Consider the following 21,627-nt stretch of genomic DNA (forward strand, 5'->3'; position numbering starts at 1 on the left):
TAAATATGACCACAATTAATGAATTGAAAAAAATTAAAGAAGAAGCTTTAAATAGAATAAAACTTCGTCAATCAGAGTTAGGCAAGGAGTTTATAGAAGAAATAGCAGGACTTAAGAAACATCATATATTAGTCTGCGGAGGAACAGGCTGCCATTCAGGTGGTGGAGATAAGATAAAGGATTTAATAGAAGAAAAGATAAATGAAAAGGGATTAGGAGAGGAAATTCAAGTAGTACTTACAGGTTGTTTTGGACTTTGTGAATCAGGACCAAATATAGTTGTATATCCTGAGGGAGTGTTTTATAGCCATGTTACATTAGAGGATGTTGAAGAGATAGTTGAAGAACATATAATAAAGGGTCATATAGTAAAGAGAAGATTATTTAAGGAATCTTTAGTGGAAGATAAAATCAAACCAGTTAGTGAGGTTAATTTCTATAAAAAACAAACAAGAATTGCCCTTAGAAATTGTGGGGTTATAGCTCCAGAAGACATAGAAGAATACATAGCAATGGATGGCTACTCTGCATTAGCAAAGGTAATAACTGAAATGACACAAGAAGAAGTAATAAAAACTATGAAAGATTCTAATCTTCGTGGTAGAGGAGGAGCAGGTTTCCCAGCAGGTAGAAAATGGGAGGAAGCTTATAAATATGATGCAGATCAAAAATATATAATATGTAACGCAGATGAAGGTGATCCAGGTGCATTTATGGATAGATCAATATTAGAAGGAGACCCACATTCTGTATTAGAAGCTATGGCTATAGCAGGTTATGCTGTAGGAGCTAATCAAGGATTTATATATGTTAGGGCAGAATACCCAATAGCAGTTCAAAGGTTAGAAGTAGCCATAAAACAAGCTAGAGAATATGGACTATTAGGTAAAGGTATATTAGGTACAGACTTTGACTTTGATATTGAGCTTAGACTTGGAGCAGGAGCTTTTGTATGTGGAGAAGGTACAGCTCTTATGGAATCCATAGAAGGAAGAAGAGGTATGCCAAGGACTAAAATCCATAGAACAGCTCATAAGGGTTTATGGCAAAAACCAACTATTATAAACAATGTTGAAACTCTTGCAAATGTACCAATAATATTTGAAAAAGGAGTAGAATGGTTTAGAAGTATTGGAACTGAAAAATCTCCAGGAACTAAAGTTTTTGCATTAGGTGGCAAGATTGAAAATACAGGATTAGTTGAAATTCCAATGGGTATGACCCTTAGAGAAATCGTATATGATATAGGTGGAGGAATACCTAATGGTAAGAAGTTTAAGGCTGTCCAAACAGGAGGTCCTTCAGGTGGATGTATACCTGCTGAATATCTAGATACTCTGGTGGATTTTGAGTCCTTAGGAAAATTAGGTTCCATAATGGGTTCAGGCGGAATGGTTGTAATGGATGAAAACAATTGTATGGTAGATATTGCTAGGTTTTTCCTAGATTTTACTGTTGAGGAGTCCTGTGGAAAATGTGTTCCTTGTAGAGAAGGTACAAAGAGAATGTTGGAAATATTAGAGAGAATTACTGAAGGTAAGGGAGAAGAAGGGGATATAGAAAGACTAGAAAGTCTATCTGAAACTATTAGTTCCGCATCATTATGTGGACTTGGTCAAACAGCTGCTAACCCAGTAATTACTACATTAAAATACTTTAGAGATGAATATGAAGCTCATATAAGGGATAAAAAATGTCCTGCTGGTGCATGTCAAGCACTTTTAGAATATTATATTTCAGATAAATGTATTGGTTGTACTAAATGTGCTAGAAACTGTCCAGTTTCTTGTATTGATGGTAAAGTAAAGGAAAGACATGTAATAGATACTGGTAAATGTATTAAATGTGGAAATTGTATGTCAGTATGTCCTGTAGGAGCGGTAATCAAAAGATAGAAAGGAGGTAAGATTGTGAAAAAAGTTAATCTTACAATAGATGGGCAAAGTGTAACAGTACCTGAAGGCTATTCTGTAATTCAGGCTGCAAAGGAACTTGGTATAGAGATTCCAGCTCTTTGCTATGACCCAAATCTAGAAGTAGTATCTGCTTGTAGATTATGTTTAGTTGAAATAGAAGGAAGCAGAAAACTTGAAACCTCCTGTTCTGTTAAAGTTAGAGAAGGGATGGTTGTAAATACTGAAACTGAGAAGGTAGTAAATGCCAGAAAGAATATTTTACAGCTTTTATTAGATAGCCATCCAAATGATTGTTTGACCTGTCAAAAAGCAGGAGAATGTTTATTACAAAAATATGCATATAGATATGATGTTAAGTTTAGAAAACATGATGGTGCAGTAAGACCAAAACTTATGGATACCTCAAGTCCATATATATTAAAGGATAATAGTAAATGTATTTTATGCGGAAAATGTGTTAGAACTTGTAATCAAATAGATGATAGAAAGGTTTTATCCTTTGCAGAAAGAGGATATGAAACTAAAATAGTTTTAGATGCAGATCAAACCTTTGAAACATCAAAATGCATATCTTGTAATAGATGTGTGACTGTATGTCCTGTAGGTGCTTTAGTAGATAAAAGACTAATGGGAAAAGTAAGAACTTGGGATGCAGAGGTTAAGACTGTAAATTGTAAGGTATGTCAATATGGTTGTGAGTTTGAAGTATTGTCTAAAAACAAAAAGAAAGTTGCTGTAAGGGCTAAATCACCTGCTAATGGCAGACCACTATGTTTGAAAGGCAGATTGACTACTGAATTGACTCAGTTAGAGAATCCAGATAAGCCCTATAGAAAGATAGGAAATAAATTTGTAGAGTCTAGTTGGTCAAAGACTTTAGGGTTGGCTGATATAATGGAAAAGATAGAAAAAATTGAAAATACTAAGAAAGATAATGACTAGAGGAGGGATAAGATGAAAACCGATGATATTAAAGCCATTATAAAATTTGCTGTTGAAAACGAAATAGAAGCATATGAATTTTATATAGGAGCTACAAACAAAGTTAAGGATAATTATCTTAAAGAAACCTTCCAAGAGTTGGCAGAAGAAGAGTTAAAGCATAAGAAATTTTTAGAGGAATTTTTAGTTAGTGATATAAATGAGATAAGGTTACATCAAACAAATGATTATAAAATAGCTGAAACTATAGATAAACCAAAGCTAACTGTAGAAATGAAATTTGCTGATGCTATTGGTCTAGCAATAAAAAATGAGGAAGAAGCTATGGATATGTATAAAAATCTAGCTGATATTTGTATAGATGAGGAGCAGAGAAAACTATTCCTTGGACTTATGGAAATGGAAAAGATGCATAAGGCTAAATTGGAAGAAATCTATGTTAATGTAGCCTACGCAGAAGTTTGGTAGTTAGCTGGTTAACTTTTAATTAAGTACGGAGGTGAAAAAATGGTTACACTTACTATGAATGGAAAAAAAATTATAGTAGAAGATGGAGTTTCAATATTAGAAGCTGCTAGAGAAAATGGTGTGGATATCCCTACTTTATGTTATGATAAGGAACTTTCACCCTTTGGAGGATGTAGATTATGTGTAGTAGAAGTGGAAGGTTCTAAAAATCTTGTAGCATCATGTTCAGCTAAAGTAAAAGAAGGAATGGTAGTATATACGGAATCTGAGAGAGTAGTTAAAACACGTAGGGAGATTTTAGATTTACTATATTCAAATCACCCGCAGGATTGCTTGACATGTGAAAAATCAGGAGAATGTCAACTTCAAGATTTATGCTATAGATATGGAATAAAAGAAGGTTCCTATAAGGGAGAAGTAAAAAAATATGCAATAGACAGTTTGAATCCCGTTATGGAAAGAGATCAAAGCAAATGTATTTTATGTGGAAAATGTGTAAGAGTATGTAAAGAAATTCAAGTTACATCGGCCATTGATTTTTCAGGAAGAGGTTTTAAATCTAAGATTACAACAGGATTTGACAATCCTATTGATTATAAAAACTGCAGATTATGTGGTCAATGTATAACTGCATGTCCCACAGGAGCACTTATAAACAAACAATTAAAAGGGACAAGACCTTGGGAAGTTGAGAAGGTTCGTACTACATGTCCATTTTGTGGAACTGGATGTAACTTTGATCTAAATGTTAAAGACGGAAAAGTAGTAGGAGTAACTCCAAATCCTGATTCCCCAGTAAATGGAAATTCTCTTTGTGTAAAGGGAAGATATCATATAGATTTTATAAATAGTCCAGATAGACTAACTAAGCCTTTAATAAAGAAAAATGGAGAATTTGTAGAGTCCAGCTGGGAAGAGGCAATGACTTTAGTAGTAAGTAATCTTAAAAAAGCAAAAGAAGAATATGGTTCAGACTCAGTTGCTGGATTGAGCTCTGCACGTTGTACTAATGAAGATAACTTTGTATTTCAAAAAATGATGAGAGCTGCTATAGGAACTAATAATGTGGATCACTGTGCTAGAACCTGACATGCTCCTACAGTTGCAGGTCTTGCAACAACATTAGGAAGTGGAGCTATGACCAATGCTATATCGGAAGTAGAAGGCAATGAGGTATTATTTATAATAGGCTCAAATGCTACAGAGGCTCATCCCATAATTGGAAATAAGATGAAAAAGGCAGTTAAAAATGGTTCGAAACTTATTGTAATAGACCCTAGACGTACTGAGCTTGCAGAGATGGCTACTATATGGTTGCCTTTAAATTCAGGTACAGATGCAGCTTTAGTAAATGGGTTGATGTATATTATAGTAAAAGAAAATTGGCATGATAAAGAATTTATAGAAAGTCGTTGTACAGGATTTGCTCAAATATTAGAGGTGATAGAAAAATATCCTCCAGAGGTAGTATCTAGGATAACTGGAATATCTGAGGAAATGTTGTATGAAACTGCTAAATTATATACAAGCACTAAAAAGGCAGGTATATTCTATACATTAGGAATAACTGAACATACTACAGGAACAGCAAATGTTATGAATCTTGCAAATTTGGCTATGCTGACTGGACACCTTGGTGTAGAAAATTCAGGAATAAATCCATTGCGTGGACAAAATAATGTGCAAGGTGCCTGTGATATGGGAGCTCTTCCCAATACTTATCCAGGATATCAAAATGTAATGGATGATAAGAGTAGAGAGTTCTTTGAGGAAGTTTGGAATGTAGAATTAAGTCCTAATAATGGTCTTAGAATACCTGAGATGCTAGATGAGGCTTTTGCAGGAAATGTTAAGGCTATGTATATTATGGGAGAAGATCCAGTTTTAACTGATCCAGATGCAAATCATGTTAAGAAATCTTTATCTAACTTAGATTTTCTTGTGGTACAGGATTTATTCCTAACTGAAACAGCTAAATTTGCCGATGTTGTACTTCCGGCTACTTCTTATGCAGAAAAGGATGGGACATTCACAAATACTGAAAGAAGAGTACAAAGAGTTAGGAAAGCTGTAGAGGCACCAGGAGAATGTAGACTGGATTGGAAAATACTTTGTGATGTAGCAAAAGGATTAGGTGCTAGCGGATTTGATTATAAAAATTCGGAAGAAATATTTAATGAAATAAGAAAAACAACACCTAGTTATAGGGGTATAACTTATGAAAGAATAGATAAAGTAGGCTTACAATGGCCATGCCCAACAGAGGAACATCCAGGAACACCATATCTTCATAAAGGAGTATTCCCAAGGGGAAAAGGATGGATGATTCCAGTTGAATACGAAGAACCAGCAGAGCTTGTATGTGAAGATTATCCCATACTTCTTTCAACAGGAAGAATGTTATATCATTATAATATAATGACAAGACATTCTAAGAAATTAGATGATATAAGACCTCATGAACTTGCAGAAATAAACCCTGCAGATGCAGAAAAATTAGGGTTAAAAGAAGAGGATTTTGTAAGAGTTACCTCAAGACGAGGTTCTATATTAACAAGGGTAACTATAACTGATAAAGTAAAACCAGGAATGATGTTTATGACATTTCATTATAAAGAATCACCAGTAAATGAATTAACGAATTCAGCCTTTGATCCTATTACAAAAACAGCTGAGTATAAGATTTCTGCTGTAAGAGTAGAAAAGGCTGAGAATATATAATTATACTTGGAGTGATAAATATGTTCAAGGTTGGGATAATAACTGCAAGTGATAAAGGCTCCATAGGAGCAAGAGAAGATAAGTCTGGAGAAATAATATCTGAAATTGTGGAAAGTAAAGGATATATTGTAACAAAAAAGATTATACTTCCTGATGAAGAACAAGATATATATAATGAAATAATTAATATGGCAGATAATCTAAAGGTGGATTTAATTTTGACTACAGGAGGAACGGGATTTAGTCAAAGAGATGTAACTCCTGAAGCTACAGTAAGGGCATGTAATAGGATGGCAAATGGAATAGCCGAAGCCATAAGATATTATAGTCTTAGCATTACACCAAGAGCTATGTTATCTAGAGGAGTTTCAGGAATAAGAAATAAGACCTTGATAATCAATTTACCTGGTAGTCCCAAGGCAGTTAAAGAATCCTTAGATTATATATTAGAAAGTGTTCATCATGGATTGGAAATTCTAATAGGTAAATCCCAAGACTGTGCTAGATAATAGGATAAACTAAAAGAAGATGCGAGCTCGCATCTTCTTTTAGTTTATCCATTTAATAAGTAATATACTTGATTGACTCTGTATGTTATTTACCTGCATTTTTATGAGGAACAATAACAAGTGAGGGTTTTGTAGTAGGTTCTGGTAACCCTGCTACAGTATCTACTTTGCCATATTTACTTCTCAATTCTTTAATTTCACCATAATGAAGTGCTCTTACAGGACATGACCCTATACATATAGGATCTTTCCCTTGTATTATTAAATCTACACAAAAATCGCATTTACCCATTTTCTTTTCATTAGGGTTATATGTTGGTGTATCATAAGGACAGGCCTGTTCACAAGCACGGCATCCGATACAGACTTCCTTATTAACTAAAACAATTCCATCATCTTTTCTTTTATACATAGCTCCTGTTGGACAAGCTTCAACACATGCAGCATTTTCACAATGATTACAAGACATTGATGTAAAATAAGAGAATATATTTTGGTTTATTCCATTTCCATCATTACTATACTCTCCTCCATTAACTTCAGTTACTTTTCGAAACAATTGTCCTAAATCCAAATCGCTTTTATCTTTACATGCAACTTGACATGCCTTGCATCCCATACATATATTTTGCTCTATACAAAATCCTAATTGTTTAGCCACAATAACTCCCCCTATCTTGAAAATTTATTTAAGCCTTCTCTACTTCAATTAAATTAGTGTGTTGTGGATTTCCTTTTGCCAAAGGAGTTGGTCTATGGGTTGTTAAAGTATTTATACTTCCTCTAATATCAACTCCATTTTCATCTGGTGTCCACCAAGCTCCTTGAGGAATACTTGTAACTCCAGGCATTATTCTATTTGTAACTTTTGCTGGTAATTGAACTATTCCACGATCATTAAAGGCTCTAACTATATCGCCATCTTTAATATTTCTATTTTCTGCATCAATAGGGTTAATCCAAATTGATTGTGGTTCTACTTCTTCACCCCAAGGATTGTTATCATGAGTAGAGTGACAACGTCTCTTAATATGATGTCCAATACATTGTAGAGGATATTTTTTAGTTAGTGGATCCTCAGGCCCTTCCCAAGATGAAATATATTTTGGTATTGCTGGAATTTCTTTTGGAGTCTTCATATCATATAATCTTTGAGAGAATATTTCTATCTTTCCTGATGGAGTAGGGAATGGATTATTTTCTGGGTTTTCTATTTGCTCCTTAAATGCAACTAATGGCTTATCAAATTTAAACCTATATATTCCTTTTTCCCTAAATTCCTCAAAACTTGGAAAATCGGGATGATTTTCTTGAATACCTTTTACTATCCACCTAGTCCAATCTTCATTTGTTTCATTACCTTCAGTAAATTCATCTTTTAGTCCTAGCTTTTCTGCTACTTCTTTTAACCACTCATATTCAAATTTACATTCAAAAGGAGGGTCAACAACTTTATTGGCGTATAACACAAAGTCTCCATATGTCCAAGGAGTAGTAATATTGTTTCTTTCGAATACTGTATCACCTGGAAGTAGTATATCTGCAAACTTAGCACTAGGAGTCATAAATATATCACTAACTACTATAAACTCTACTTTGTTTTCATCTTTTAATATTTCAGCAGTCCTATTATGGTCAGAATGTTGATTTATTAATGTATTACCTGCTAGGTTAAATATCATTTTTATATTACTAGGAATTTTCTTAACTCCTTTTACACCGTCCTTAGCTCCCATTTCAGTTCCTCTTACTATTGCATCTGTCCATAAGAATAGTGGTATTTTTCCCTCAAATGGATTTTCAGGAATTGGCACACTAGGTATACTTATTCTGCTTGCATATCCAGCTCCTGATGCCCAGCCTCCATTAATACCTACATTACCAGTCATAGCAGCTAATACTGTTGCCCCTCTAACGATTTGTTCACCATAAGCATTTCTTTGAGGACCCCAACCTTGAATAAGAGCTGCTGGTTTAGTTGTAGCATATTCTCGTGCTAAGTTAATTATGGTATTTGCTGGAGTTTTAGATATTTTTTCTGCCCATTCGGGAGTCTTAGGTATTCCATCACTTTCACCTAAGATATAAGATTTATAAGATTCTTTACTACTAATGCCTTTTGGCATATGCTCTCCATCAAATCCTAAAGCATATTTATCTAAAAATCCTTGATCATGTAAACCTTCTGTAATCATTACATAAGCCATAGCATCCATTACAGCATTATCAGTTCCTGGAAGCAAGGGTATCCATTCATCAGCTAGAGATATGGCAGTATCACTGTATCTAGGATCTACTACAATGATTTTAGCACCTGCTTCTTTTGCTTTTCTTAATGGATACATAGTAGTACCAAAAATAGTTTCTGCTGGATTGTGTCCCCATAGTATAATAAGTTTAGAATTCACCCAATCATCAGGGGTGTTTCCTGTATTTGAAGTTCCATATGTGTAAGGTTTAGCAATAGCTGTTGCAGCAGTGCTATATGAATTATAGTATCCAAGATATCCTCCATCTAGAGATAATAGTCTGCTTACTAAGTTATTTCCACGAATTGTAGCACTTACTCCAGTAGCATAATGTACATATCTAGATGCTGGGCCATATTTTTCTTTTATTCTCTTGGTTTCACTTGCTATAGTATCAACTGCTTCTTCCCAAGAAATTCTTTCAAATTTTCCCTCTCCTCTTTTTCCTATTCTTTTCATAGGATATTTTAATCTATCGGGATGAAAATATGTTTGTCTATAGGCTCTTCCTCTAACACAAGCTCTAGCTAATGTTGTACTTGCTTCATCTTCAGTACCTTCATCTGTAGTAAGTCTAATAACTACACCATCTTTTACATGAGCCTTTATTACACATCTGCCTCCACAATTATTAGAACCTGAAGTAGGAATTATAGTTACTCCTTCTTCAATTTTTATTTCTGGTTCTTCAATTCCATTTGATGAATCCACTTGATTATCCTTTAGTGCCTTAGGATTACAGCCAATTAGGGCTAATGCACTGCCTGTTATTGCACTTAATTTTAAAAAGGCTCTGCGTGATAAACTTTTTCTTTCTACCAAACTTGACATCTTGATTCCCCCTTATTTATTAAGGTAATTTTATATAATTATCTTTAATTAAAGATAATATTAGCGATTTTAACTTTCTATAAAGATATTGAAACTATATATTATATCTTTTAATAATTCTATGTCCATTCTCAAGTATTCAGGAGTAAATAAGGCTAGGCCTTTGTAAAAGTGATGATTTGTACTATTGTATAATTTACTTGAAAATTTGTCTATCCAAACTAAAGGGTGGGTTTCTAAAAATTCTTTCTGACTAATAATAGTTGAAGAAAAATATTTCATATTGTTTTCATTTAAAGCTTTTATACTTCTTCCAATTAAAATTGACATAAATTCTAGTTCGAATCCTATATGATCATCTGGTTCTTTATTTTTATTTTTTGTAGTTACATTCCATCTTTTATAAAATTCTCTTACTGCTAAAGTATGTTCATCAAATATGATTTTTTCCTTGCTTAAATAAACAGACTCCCAAGGGGGAGCAGGTAAGTGATTAGGTCCTATAAATAATCTATTATATTCCAATTTTAATTCCTCTATTTCTAATGGAGATATTTTCTCAATGTTATTTAAAAATTGACATAAGAAATATACTCCTTGATTACTTTCGCCAGCTTCATTTAATAGTTCAGTAAATACTTTGGTTTGAAAAGCCTCTTTTAATCTATGTATATTAGGTTCTGTATAAAAAGATTTTGCTAAAAAGTCATAGAACCATTGACGAGTTGCCATAATATGTTTAATCTCAAGTTTCTGTATATCTTCTATTTCATTTGACATAGTTGTTCCTCCTCTAAGATATAAAAGATTTTATAAATGAATTTAACAATAATCAGGAATAAAAAAACAAAAGTCTAAGATAAGATAATTTGAATAGATAAGGCTAAAATGGCTTTTATACAGTAATGTACAAGCATGAACGATTATATCAATTAGTTAACAAATTGTCAACATTAGGACATATTATATTTAATATATTGTTTTTATTTGTTTTTTTAAAGTTAAAAAGGGTATATAATTTATTTATAAGTAAGATAGAGGTGATGAATATGAATAAATTTAATACAGCAGTATTATTAGCAGGTGGTAAGAGTTCAAGAATGGGGTTTGATAAGCAGTTTTTAGAATTTAATAATCATCGACTCATGAAGATATTAATAGAATCATTAAGAAAAGAGTTTAGTGAAATAATTATTGTAACAAATAAACCTGAAGAATATAAAGGGTTTGACTCTAAAATAATTACAGATGTTATACAAGGGAAAGGACCTTTATCAGGAATACATGCTGGATTAAAAGAATCTTCATCAAAATATATCTTTGTAATTGCTTGTGATATGCCTAATATAAATTTAGATTATATAAAATATATGAAAAGGATTCTTGAGGATACTAATGTTGATATTTGTGTAACAGAGAAAGAAAATAGAATAGAGCCTTTTAATGGATTTTATTCTCGGGAAATAATAGAAAAAATTGAAGAACATTTATCATCAAATAAGAGGTCAGTAAACGAATTGATTTCTAATTCAAAGACTTATTTTATTAAAGAAAAAGAAGCAAGAATTTTTAGTCCAGATTGGGATATGTTTTCTAATCTAAATACAAAAGAAGATTTAGAAAGTTTTCTTTCACATAATAGTAAATAAAAAAGTTGGAATAATTCCCAACTTTTTTCTCTTAGTATAATAATAAAAGTTTTTCCATATTAAAATTTACATAAATTGGTTTATGAATATATAAATCGTTTTTTTGGAAATCTCCTTCTAATACCTTCATGTATATGGGAGATTTAAAAGTTCCATTATTATCTAATACTATGGTATAAGAATGTAAGTTAGGGATTATATCGGATATATTTAATTTAAAGGTATTTATAAACTCATCATCAGGATATAGGTTTATATGTTGAGTATGAATACCAATATATTTGATATTATCTTTAACTGTTCTATTACATATTAATTCCAGATTCCAATCCAATGCGTAGACTGTATTTTCAGAGAGTTTTTTTGCTTTTGAAATATTTCTACAACCTATTAACATTGCAGTATTAATTGTACTAGGATTATCAAATAACTTTTCTTTATAGTTAATTTCTTCTATTTTTCCATTATTTAATACTGCTATTCTATCACATATTCTATAAACTTCATCTTTATTGTGAGAAACATATAAGGTGGTTCCATCATGTTTTTTCAATATATCGATAAGTTCCTTCTCCATTTGCCATCTTAAATGCTCGTCTAAGGCAGAGAATGGTTCATCTAGCATTAAAATTTTAGGCTCATTAACTAGCATTCTTGCTAATGCTACTCTTTGTTGCTGACCACCAGATAGCTGGTGAGGATAATTATTTTCCAAACCTTCTAAAGAGAAGGAGCTAATTATATCTTTTATAACCTCTGATTTATTATGATGATTTTTAGGAACAGCAATAGCTATATTTTTTTCTAAAGTCATATTAGGAAAAAGGGCATAGTTTTGAAACAATAAACCAACTTTTCTATCTTGAGGTAACAAATTTATCTTTTTCTTACTATCAAAAAGTACTTTATCATTTACTATAATCTGTCCTTCATCTGGTGTTTCAATTCCAGCAATACATTTTAATGTCATGCTTTTACCACAACCAGAAGCCCCTAATAGAGCCAAAGTCTCTTTTTTTGTTTCAAACTCTACATCTAGTATAAAATCTCCAAATTTCTTTTTAATATTTGCATAAAGAATAGCTAACTACCCCCTTTCCTTGCTTTGCTGAATTGTAAGCTTTCAAACTTATTCATTATTACTATGGTTATAAATGATATTGTTACCATAACAGCAACCCATCTATAAGCAAGTGCTCTGTTTCCAGCTTGGACAGCACTGTAAACTGCAACAGCCATGGTTTGAGTTTTTCCAGGAATATTTCCTGCTAACATAATAGTAGCACCAAATTCACCTAAGGCTCTTGCAAATGCTAAGATAGTACCTGCAATTATACTAGGTAAACTATTAGGCAGCATTATTCTTAAAAATATTTTATGCTCAGACAATCCTAGTGTTTTAGCTACATAAATCATATTTTTATCTAGCTGCTCAAATGCACCTCTTGCAGTTCTATACATTAATGGAAAAGATACTACAGTAGAAGCTATAATAGTTGCAGTACTAGAAAATACAATTGAAATATCATATATAGATAGTAGTTTACCAATAAAGCTATTTTTTCCTAGAAATACAAGTAAGAAAAAACCTACAACAGTAGGAGGTAATACTAGTGGAAGGGTTAAAAAACCATCCACTAGACCTTTAAATCTTTTTAACTTTGTAGTTAAGTATGCAATATATACTCCTAATATAAAAGTTATAATTGTTGCAATAATTGCTGCTTTTAATGATATTAATAAAGGAGAATAATTCATATATCCTCAGTCCATTTCTATTTCATTGAGAAACCATATTTTTCAAATAATTCTGTAGCTTTATCTGTTGATAAGAAGTCTAAAAATGCCTTAGCTCTATCAGGATTTTTGCTATCTTTAACAACAGCAACAGGGTAACTAACTTCTTTGTGGCTTCCTTCAGGTGCTTCAGTAACAATATTTACATTATCTGATGTAAAAGCATCTGTTGCATAAACTATACCACAGTCAACTTCTCCGCTTTCTACCCAAGTAAGAACTGTTCTAACATCGCTACCTAGTACAAACTTTGAATTAACCTTGTCCATTATATTTAAATTATTAAATATTTCTTCGCTGTATTGACCTACTGGGACATTTGCAGGATCACCTATTGCGATTTTTTTAATTTCATCCTTAGTTAAGTCTTCAAAGGACTTCATTTCAACTTCTCCATCCTTTGGAGTAATAAGTACTACTTTATTTATCAATAAAGTCTTGATTGTCCCATCTAATATATGTCCGCCTTCGTCTAGAGCCTTCATTTGTTTTTGTGCTGCTGACATAAATATATCAACAGGAGCACCTTCTTCTATTTGAGCCTGTAAAGCTCCAGAACTTCCAAATGTGAAATTAAGAGTAGTTTCTGGTTCTATGGTTTTATATACTTCTGATAATTCATTTAATACATCTGTTAAGCTTGCAGCAGCTGAAATAAGTAATTCCCCTTCTTCCTTTGGTTCTTCTTGGTCATTTTCCTTGCCTACGTCTACAGTAGTATTATTCTCTGATGTATCAACCTTATCTTTAGTACATCCAATTATTGGTGTAATAGATAAAATACATACAAGTAATAAAACTAAAAATTTTCTTGTTTTCATTTAAATTTCCCCCTTGATTATATTTATAATAACAGGAACAATTCCTGCATTGAACCATAATTGCGTTATAAGCTAACATCTCTATTGAGAGTAACGGAAAGCTTTTAAAATCGTCCAAAAGGACGATTAATTTAAGATATTAAAATATATTTTAAGAAGAGAAGTATTTATGAAAAAGCTTTTCTGCTTCTATATTCAATTCGTTAACAAAGGATTGATACTTAGATAATAACTCTTCTCCCTCTTCTGTAAGCTCGGATTTACCCCCGCCTTTACCTCCAACTACAGTAATGAACAATGGAAATCCTAACTCTTCTTCAGCCCTTTTAATAATTTTCCATCCCTTACTGGGGGAAAGTCCCATAACCTTATAAGCCTCTGATAATTTGTTTGTTTCTTTTACAAGACTCATAATTTTAGCAACTCCAGGACCGAATGCAGAGTTATTAAAGACTATTTTAATTTTAGCATTGTAATTTAAATTTTTATAGGAGTTAAGGTTCATAAAATCAACTTCCAATCCTTTAATTTATAATTAAACTAATTACAATGTATTATAATACAGATATATTATGATTGCAACTATATAATTCATTGTTAACTATATGGCAACCTTTATGTCAATTTGACATAAAGGTTGCCATTTTGACATAAAAAATTTCAATATAATCCTTATATAAAATCATAATATAAAAGGATATTATAGAGCCCTTATAAATTCAAAACTTTATATTTTATTACATATATTTCATATGATATATTTTTGGCATAAATATTGCAGTATATATTTAATTAAATATAATATAAATAATTTTGTGAGGTGAAGGAAATTGAAAAGACGTACATTTTTAAAAATGTTAGGGGGCATAGGAGCATTAAGCTTTACTGGATTAACTATAGGATGCAGCAAGAAAGAACCTGTAGACAGTAATGTTCCAGATGAATTCCCGGAATTTTCTCAATTCCCAGGACAAAAGCCAGAAGCTAAAATTGATTTAGAAACAGGCACTGTTGAGGTAGAACCATCAATATTGATGAGACATAGTGCATGTTTGGGTTGCTATAGTTCTTGTGGAAATCGTGTAAAAATTGATAAAAATACTGGAAAGATATTAAGAGTATATGGTAATCCATATAATCCCAATAGTGCAGAACCTCATCTTTCATTTGAAGAACCTTTGACAGAATCTTACTTAGCTTTCAGTGGCTATAAAGATAAAGGTAGTATTCATCGTGGGGCATTGTGTGCTAGAGGAAATGCTACATTGGAATCTCACAACGATCCTATGAGGATATTAGTTCCGTTAAAAAGGACAGGGTCAAGAGGAGAAGGAAAGTGGAAACCAATTACCTGGGATGAGGCAGTGGAAGAAACAGTAGAAGGTGGAAAGATATTTAAAGATATAGGTGAAGATATTGTAATTGATGGATTTAGGACAGTAAGAGATTTAGATAATCCAATAGATCCAAAAGCACCAGAATTTGGGTCAAAGGCAAATCAATTAGTATTTTTTGGAGGACGTGGAGATGGCAGAACTTCTTTTGCTGGTAGATTCACAAATTCCTTTGGGACTGTAAATAACTTTGGACATGGTTATTCTTGAGGTGGCTCAAAAACACCTGCGGCGCAGGTAATAGCAAGTGGACAAAATCTAAGACCAGATATAAATAATGCACAATATATATTATATGCTGGTGCATTTCCAGGACATAGCGGGAAGCCTATGCAAACCATAGCTAGACAAATAAAGTTTAGGGTAAAAGAAGGAAATATTAAGTATTCAGTAGTAGATCCAGTGCTTGCTGGGGGAGCTGTTACGCCTCTATATGAAAATAGTGAGTGGGTACCAATAAAGCCAACAACAGATAATGCTTTTGGTATGGCATTGATTAGATGGATTATAGAAAATGATAAATATAATAAAGAATTTTTAAGTTCACCTAATTTAGAGGCTGCTGTTTCTAAAGGATTTAATGGCTGGACAAATGCTGCTCATTTGGTAATAGATGATCCTAAACATCCAAATTACAAAAAGATGCTTAGGGCTGAAGATTTAGGATTAGAAATAGAAGAGGAAGAAGAAGATATATTCATAGTAATTGATGATTCTACTAAAGAATTTGCTAGATATGATAAGGTAAAAACAGCAGATTTATTATATGAAGGAAAAGTAAAAGGATCTAATGGAAAGGAAATAAAAGTAAGGACATCCTTTGTTATTTTAAGGGAAAGTGCATTTAAGCATGAAATAGATGAATATTCAAAGGCATGTGGAATTCCAAAGGATAAAATAGTAGAAATAGCAAATGAATTTACTTCTCATGGAACTAAGGTTTCAGCAGATGGAATGGGAAGTACAGCTACTGCAAATGGTTCTGATATAACTATGATTCACTATATTTTAATGGCTATGGTGGGAAGTATAAATAAAAAAGGTGGAGCAATTACAAGAAGAAATTCATATAAAACTGTTTCTCCTGGGCCAAGATATCAGTTAAATATTATACCAGATGGTCCAAAAGCAACAGGTATGAGAATTAGCCGTACTGGCATTAGATATGAAGATACATCTGAGTACAAAGAAAAGGTTGCTAAGGGAAAAAATCCTTATCCATCTAAGATGCCATGGCATCCAGTGGGCAGTGGTTCTGATAATCAAGGAATATTTTCTATTATAAATAAATATCCGTATCAAGCAAAGATAGTTTTAAATTGGATGGCTAACCCTTTATTGGCAGTACCAGCGGCAGCAAGAAAAGAAGTAATAGAAGCATTGAAGAGCGTTGAAAATGTTCCATTATTTATTTCTTGTGATGCATATATGGGAGAAATGACAGCCTTAGCAGATTATATTATACCAGATACGACTCCTTATGAGAGTTGGGGATTAGCTAATGTTGAAGGAAATTTTTCAGGGAAAAGTATAACTGTTAGATGGCCAGTAGTAGAACCTGCAACTCCAAAGTTAGAGGATGGAAGACATATATCCTTTGAAACATATATAATAGATGTTGCTAAAAAGATTGGATTACCAGGGTTTGGGGATAAGGCAATATTAGATATGAATGATAATTTATTGCCCCTTAATAGCAGAGAAGACTATTTCCTTAGAGGTATTGCAAATATTGCATATGATGATGAGCCTGTATCTGATATTAAACAAGAAGAAATAGAAATGCAAGACTTAGAAAATGCTATTAAAGATTGGTCTAATATATTAACAAAAGAAGAATGGGCTAAAGCATTAAATGTAATTGCAAGAGGTGGTCGTTTTGAAGAGCATGGCTCAGGGTTTGATGGAGATAATCACAAATATGCTTATAAGGGAGCAGTTAATTTATATATAGAGAAACTTGCAACAAGTAAAAATTCATTAACAGGTGAATATTATAGTGGTGTAGCTACTTGGAATCCAGAATCCTTCTCTGATGGCAGTTTAGTAAGAGATGTATTCCCAGAAACAGAATGGCCATTTAAAGCTGCAAATTATAAACCTAAGTTTAGAAGTGTAAGTATGCTTGTTAATAGTTCTAGTTTAAGGGACTTAAATAAACATAATTATGTTGAATTAAACACTGAAGATGCTAAGGCATTGGGAATATCCACTATGGATAAGGTTAAAGTAATACCAGCCACAGGTGGGGAATTTGTTGGTCATGCATTAGTTAGACCTGGTATAGCAAAGGGTACAATAGGTATAGCATTCGGATATGGACATTGGGAATATGGTGCAAAGGGATATAGCCTTGAAGGAAATACTCAAGATGGTAATGAGGCTATAGGTACAGGTGTACATTTAATGAATCTAATAGATCCAAAAGTAAAAGGAATCTTTGGAATCTCCGAATCCTCAACAGGAGGACCAGGCAGAAACGGTGGAGCTTATAAGGTGGAGAAGGCATAGATAGGAGTGAAATAATGATACAGGAATTTATTTATATAGCAAAAAAACGATTGGAGATATATGAGTTTCTATCATTTTCATTTTTAAATACTCCTTCACAAGAATTAATAAACTTAATAAGGAATAATTCAGAATATCTTAAGGAATTAACTATAGATAAAATAGATTTTCTTGAGGGAAAAAGTTTAGATTACTTTACTCAAGAATATTATGATAGATTTTTTGTACCTACTTCAAAACTATTCGTACCTCCTTATGAGGCGGCAATAAGGAATAAAAAGGTAAAAAACGGAAGGGTTTACTATGGAAAGTTAGATAGTCAAGAGACTTTTCATGTAAAGGCATGCTATGAGATTGTAGATTTCAGAGTAGAAGAGCTTAATGGTTTTCAACCTCTTATAGAAAATCATTATCCTGACCATATTGCTTTTGAATTAGCTTTTTTAACATCCTTAGTTAATTTTGAGATTTTGGCATTGGAAAAAGGACAAGTTGAAAAGGCTAATAAGTGGAAAAAGTTAGAGAAGGATTTTCTTGAGGAGCATCTAACCAAGTGGATAAGAGATTATGCCATATTGACAAAAGAAAAAGAAGAAGGCTTATATTCCTATCTAATGGGAGCTGCTGCTAGCTGGATAGATTTGGACTTAGAATATTTAATGGAAGAAAACCAATAAATTTAAAGAGGTGATTTAAGATGAAAAGATATGGAATGGTTATAGATTTGGAACGTTGTGTTGGATGTCATGCTTGCACTGTTAGTTGTAAGATGGAAAATGATGTTCCAGAGGGATGTTTTAATACTTGGGTTGAAGAATGGGATACTGGAGAATATCCTCAAGTATCTAGAGTAAAGCTTCCGAAACTATGCAATCATTGTATAGATGCACCTTGTATCAAGGCATGTCCTGTAAAAGCAACTTATCATGTTAAAGGTGGTATAGTTGTAGTAGATGAAGAAAAATGCATAGGGTGTGGAGCTTGCGTTGCAGCATGTCCTTATGATGCAAGATATATGAATAATGAAACAAAGAAGGTTGGGAAATGTACATTCTGTATACAGAGAGCAGAAGCAGGGTTGTTACCAGCCTGTGTAAGCACTTGTATATCTCATGCAAGATTTTTTGGTGATTTATATGACCCAGAGTCTGAAGTTAGTAAAATGATTGAGGAAAATAAAGCAAAGGGATTAAAAGAAGAATTAAACTTGGATCTTGCTGTTACTTATATTGGATTAGATAAGGCTCTAAAGGATGGAGAACCAGAAGAACGTTATCAAGGTGGTAAATAAGTTACCCAATCTGTCATGTAAGGAGGGAGAGCAATGTTTGGTAAACTAGGTACAGGAGAATTGATACTTATATTAGGTATTGCATTGGTTATATTTGGACCTGGAAAGCTTCCAGAAATAGGAAAGGCATTTGGAAAGGCAATAGGAGAGTTTAAAAATCATGCAAATAAAATATCAGAGGATATGGAAATTAATTTGGAAGATAAAAAGGCATAATTATAAGAACAAGGTACTAATTTTAGTACCTTGTTCTTATAGCCATTAATTAGTTTATTGACAAAATAAAAGACATACAATAGTATCATAGATAAAGATAGTTTGTAAATTATTAGAGAATTACTCAGCTAATATGGAGAGATGAATATGTTAAAATTTGAAAGCATAATAGATGCCGTCACTTCTAGAATGGAACCAATATTTATAAATCAACAACGTTGCTCGAGGATACGTTCTCCTTTGAGTAAATGTAGTAAATGTATAGATATTTGTCCAACAAATGGAATAGATATTAAAAATACCCAAATTAATCTTAATGACAATTGCATTAAATGTGGACTTTGTGCATCAGTATGTCCTAATGGTGCCATATCCATTCAAGAACCAACGGAATTAAATCTATATAACTATATAGTAGAGAGTGGAAAAGCAAATAACAAAGTGGCTTTAACTTGTAGAAAGAATAGTAATATATCCAATGATATTTTTAGAGTTCCCTGTTTAGGAAGCCTAAATTTAGAATTTCTATTAGGTATAGATATTTTACCCTTTGAAGTGAATGTTATTTTTTCTAAGGAAATATGTAAGGAATGTAGTGTAGAGAATGGCATTAATTATTACTTGAATAGTATGGAAAAGGTAAAGAAAATTGAGAGAACTCTAAATCTAGCAGGGGATTCTATAAAACATATGGAGAGTATTCCTAAAATCAAGAAAAACAAGATATTAAATGATAATGAAGTTGATGATGAGAGAAGGGAATTTTTATTTTCAGCTTTTAGATCAGTTAAAAAACTTCCTAGTTTTGCAATAAAATATGTACTAGGTTCCAATGAGGAAGAAAAGAAATCCAGAGAAATAGTTCCAAATCCAACTTTCTCAAAATATCCAATATTAACTAAAATTTTTAATGAGGAAAAAGATAAATTAGCATCTAATATTGAAATGATAGATTATTTAAAACCTTCATTAAAAGGAGTATGTAATTTTTGCAGGGCTTGCGTCATACTTTGTCCTATGGGGGCGTTAAAATATAAAGAAGATGAGGACAAGGTAGACATTTTGTTAATAAATGAAGCTTGTACTGGTTGTGGATTATGTACTGAGGTTTGCTACTATAAATCATTAGAATTGAAACCTAAAAAGGTAGATGATTTTACAGTAATGCAGCCAAGGATAATTGCTAGTGGAACTAAACAAAGATGTAGTATATGTAAGCAAATAATCACTTCTAGTGAAATAACGGAAATTTGCTTATCTTGCATAAAATCTGGGAAAGGGAATGGGAGGCAAATATGAAAAAATCCATAACAGCAATAATACTATTAATAATATTATTGGCAATATCTATTCCCCATATGGAAAAAAGATTTGATAAGTATATTAACAAAGGTACAAATGTGAAATATAGAATTGGCGTTATTACAGCTACAGATATTAGAATGGGAAAAGTTGAAGCCATGATAGATGGATTATATCATTATGGATACAAGAAAGAAGAATTAGAAATTATTATAAAAAATGCTAAGGGAGATAGGAGTAAGCTTGACTCCTTTGCAGAAGAATTAGTCGAAGAAAATGTAGATATTATCATAACTACTGGAACTTTTGAAACATCTGCTGCTAAAAAGTATGCAGATAATAAGGAAATCCCTATAATATTTATTGGTGTAAGTTGTACTGTAGAGCTTGGTTTTATAGATGATATAATTTCACCAGGATGTAATATAACAGGAGTTGATAGCCATTATGTTAGGCTATCTGGTAAAAGATTAGAGTTCTTAAAGAGAATAGTACCAGATACTAAAAATGTATTAATATTGTATAATCCCCTAACCACACCTTTTGGACCGAGTTCCAAATTCTTATATGAGGCAGCGGATAAGCTTAAAATAGAGTTGGAATTAATTTCAGTTACAAATAGAGATGAAATTATTAAAACCATATCTGAAAACCATACTAAGTTTGACGGTATAATGTTAATGTGTAGTTTGTTATTTGAATCAACAATTGAAGATATAGTAAATGCATCACTAGAATATAAAATTCCTGTTATGGGTGTTAATGATACTCAAGTTGAAAAGGGGATATTGGCATTTTATGGCAGTACCAATTATAATGAAGGTTTTCAATCTGCTAGATTGGTAGCGAATATTCTTGAAGGTCAAAATCCAAAAATAATCCCAATAGAGTCTCCAGAAAATTTGGAGCTTCATATAAATATAGATACAGCTAAAGCATTAGGGATAGAAATTGATTATTCTAAGATGACCTTTGTAGATAAATTTGTAAAAACTGAAAGGTAGAATTAT

At 32.3% G+C, this 21,627-nt stretch carries 20 protein-coding genes; 13 read left to right on the plus strand and 7 right to left on the minus strand.

Going from position 1 to position 21,627, the window contains the following annotated elements:
• Positions 1–5: 5 nt before the first annotated feature.
• Genes BUB33_RS03570 through BUB33_RS03595 form a run of 5 tightly spaced genes read left to right on the plus strand, consistent with a single transcriptional unit; the run spans position 6 to position 6,556 of the window.
• Positions 6–1,895: an NADH-quinone oxidoreductase subunit NuoF gene (locus BUB33_RS03570; RefSeq protein WP_084725127.1), complete on the plus strand. Its 1,890-nt coding sequence runs from the start codon at positions 6–8 to the stop codon at positions 1,893–1,895.
• A gap of 15 nt (positions 1,896–1,910) precedes the next feature.
• A complete protein-coding gene (locus BUB33_RS03575) occupies positions 1,911–2,858 on the plus strand; it encodes an NADH-quinone oxidoreductase subunit G (protein WP_072973208.1) in 948 nt (315 codons plus the stop codon).
• Positions 2,859–2,870: 12 nt separating this feature from the next.
• Positions 2,871–3,326 carry a ferritin-like domain-containing protein gene (locus tag BUB33_RS03580; protein WP_072973210.1) on the plus strand — a complete coding sequence of 152 codons (456 nt, stop codon included), beginning with the start codon at positions 2,871–2,873 and terminating at the stop codon, positions 3,324–3,326.
• Positions 3,327–3,365: 39 nt separating this feature from the next.
• Entirely contained in the window at positions 3,366–6,047 is a 2,682-nt protein-coding gene (gene fdhF, locus BUB33_RS15680) for a formate dehydrogenase subunit alpha (protein ID WP_084725129.1), read from the plus strand.
• A 20-nt stretch (positions 6,048–6,067) separates the two neighbouring features.
• Complete coding sequence (locus BUB33_RS03595) at positions 6,068–6,556, plus strand: MogA/MoaB family molybdenum cofactor biosynthesis protein (protein ID WP_072973216.1); 489 nt, start codon at positions 6,068–6,070, stop codon at positions 6,554–6,556.
• Between the two features lie 85 nt (positions 6,557–6,641).
• Here BUB33_RS03595 and BUB33_RS03600 read toward each other — a convergent pair whose 3' ends face one another.
• The 3 genes from BUB33_RS03600 to BUB33_RS03610 form a co-directional block, all read right to left on the minus strand.
• Positions 6,642–7,217, minus strand: coding sequence for a DMSO/selenate family reductase complex B subunit (locus tag BUB33_RS03600; protein ID WP_072973218.1), 576 nt, complete (start codon positions 7,215–7,217; stop codon positions 6,642–6,644).
• A 28-nt stretch (positions 7,218–7,245) separates the two neighbouring features.
• On the minus strand, positions 7,246–9,636 hold the full coding sequence (locus tag BUB33_RS03605; protein WP_072973221.1) for a DMSO/selenate family reductase complex A subunit: 2,391 nt from the start codon (positions 9,634–9,636) through the stop codon (positions 7,246–7,248).
• Between the two features lie 69 nt (positions 9,637–9,705).
• Entirely contained in the window at positions 9,706–10,416 is a 711-nt protein-coding gene (locus tag BUB33_RS03610; RefSeq protein ID WP_072973223.1) for a TorD/DmsD family molecular chaperone, read from the minus strand.
• Between the two features lie 269 nt (positions 10,417–10,685).
• Between BUB33_RS03610 and mobA the strand changes: the two genes are divergently transcribed.
• Complete coding sequence (gene mobA / locus BUB33_RS03615) at positions 10,686–11,285, plus strand: molybdenum cofactor guanylyltransferase (RefSeq protein WP_072973225.1); 600 nt, start codon at positions 10,686–10,688, stop codon at positions 11,283–11,285.
• A gap of 31 nt (positions 11,286–11,316) precedes the next feature.
• Here the strand turns inward: mobA and BUB33_RS03620 are convergent, their stop codons facing one another.
• The 4 genes from BUB33_RS03620 to BUB33_RS03635 form a co-directional block, all read right to left on the minus strand.
• Positions 11,317–12,291, minus strand: a complete 975-nt coding sequence (locus BUB33_RS03620; protein ID WP_200778109.1) for a sulfate/molybdate ABC transporter ATP-binding protein — start codon at positions 12,289–12,291, stop codon at positions 11,317–11,319.
• Between the two features lie 77 nt (positions 12,292–12,368).
• The gene (gene modB / locus BUB33_RS03625) at positions 12,369–13,043 is read right to left on the minus strand and encodes a molybdate ABC transporter permease subunit (RefSeq protein WP_072973229.1); all 675 of its coding nucleotides are present in this window, start codon (positions 13,041–13,043) and stop codon (positions 12,369–12,371) included.
• Positions 13,044–13,060: 17 nt separating this feature from the next.
• A complete protein-coding gene (gene modA / locus BUB33_RS03630) occupies positions 13,061–13,903 on the minus strand; it encodes a molybdate ABC transporter substrate-binding protein (RefSeq protein WP_072973232.1) in 843 nt (280 codons plus the stop codon).
• Positions 13,904–14,054: 151 nt separating this feature from the next.
• Entirely contained in the window at positions 14,055–14,408 is a 354-nt protein-coding gene (locus BUB33_RS03635) for a helix-turn-helix domain-containing protein (RefSeq protein ID WP_072973234.1), read from the minus strand.
• Positions 14,409–14,733: 325 nt separating this feature from the next.
• Between BUB33_RS03635 and BUB33_RS16825 the strand changes: the two genes are divergently transcribed.
• From BUB33_RS16825 to BUB33_RS03670, 7 genes are all read left to right on the plus strand, one after another.
• Complete coding sequence (locus tag BUB33_RS16825) at positions 14,734–15,507, plus strand: molybdopterin-binding domain-containing protein (RefSeq protein ID WP_072973236.1); 774 nt, start codon at positions 14,734–14,736, stop codon at positions 15,505–15,507.
• A 60-nt stretch (positions 15,508–15,567) separates the two neighbouring features.
• Entirely contained in the window at positions 15,568–17,808 is a 2,241-nt protein-coding gene (locus BUB33_RS03645; protein ID WP_327191962.1) for a molybdopterin-dependent oxidoreductase, read from the plus strand.
• Positions 17,809–17,822: 14 nt separating this feature from the next.
• Positions 17,823–18,485, plus strand: a complete 663-nt coding sequence (locus tag BUB33_RS03650; RefSeq protein ID WP_072973242.1) for a TorD/DmsD family molecular chaperone — start codon at positions 17,823–17,825, stop codon at positions 18,483–18,485.
• 20 nt (positions 18,486–18,505) lie between these two features.
• On the plus strand, positions 18,506–19,099 hold the full coding sequence (locus BUB33_RS03655) for a 4Fe-4S dicluster domain-containing protein (RefSeq protein WP_072973244.1): 594 nt from the start codon (positions 18,506–18,508) through the stop codon (positions 19,097–19,099).
• A gap of 33 nt (positions 19,100–19,132) precedes the next feature.
• Entirely contained in the window at positions 19,133–19,315 is a 183-nt protein-coding gene (locus BUB33_RS03660; RefSeq protein ID WP_072973246.1) for a twin-arginine translocase TatA/TatE family subunit, read from the plus strand.
• Positions 19,316–19,462: 147 nt separating this feature from the next.
• Complete coding sequence (locus tag BUB33_RS03665) at positions 19,463–20,614, plus strand: 4Fe-4S binding protein (protein ID WP_072973249.1); 1,152 nt, start codon at positions 19,463–19,465, stop codon at positions 20,612–20,614.
• On the plus strand, positions 20,611–21,621 hold the full coding sequence (locus BUB33_RS03670) for an ABC transporter substrate-binding protein (protein WP_072973252.1): 1,011 nt from the start codon (positions 20,611–20,613) through the stop codon (positions 21,619–21,621). Before BUB33_RS03665 ends, BUB33_RS03670 begins: the two co-directional genes overlap by 4 nt.
• The last annotated feature ends 6 nt before the right edge of the window (positions 21,622–21,627 follow it).

Source organism: Tissierella praeacuta DSM 18095, from assembly GCF_900128955.1.
GTDB lineage: Bacteria > Bacillota > Clostridia > Tissierellales > Tissierellaceae > Tissierella > Tissierella praeacuta.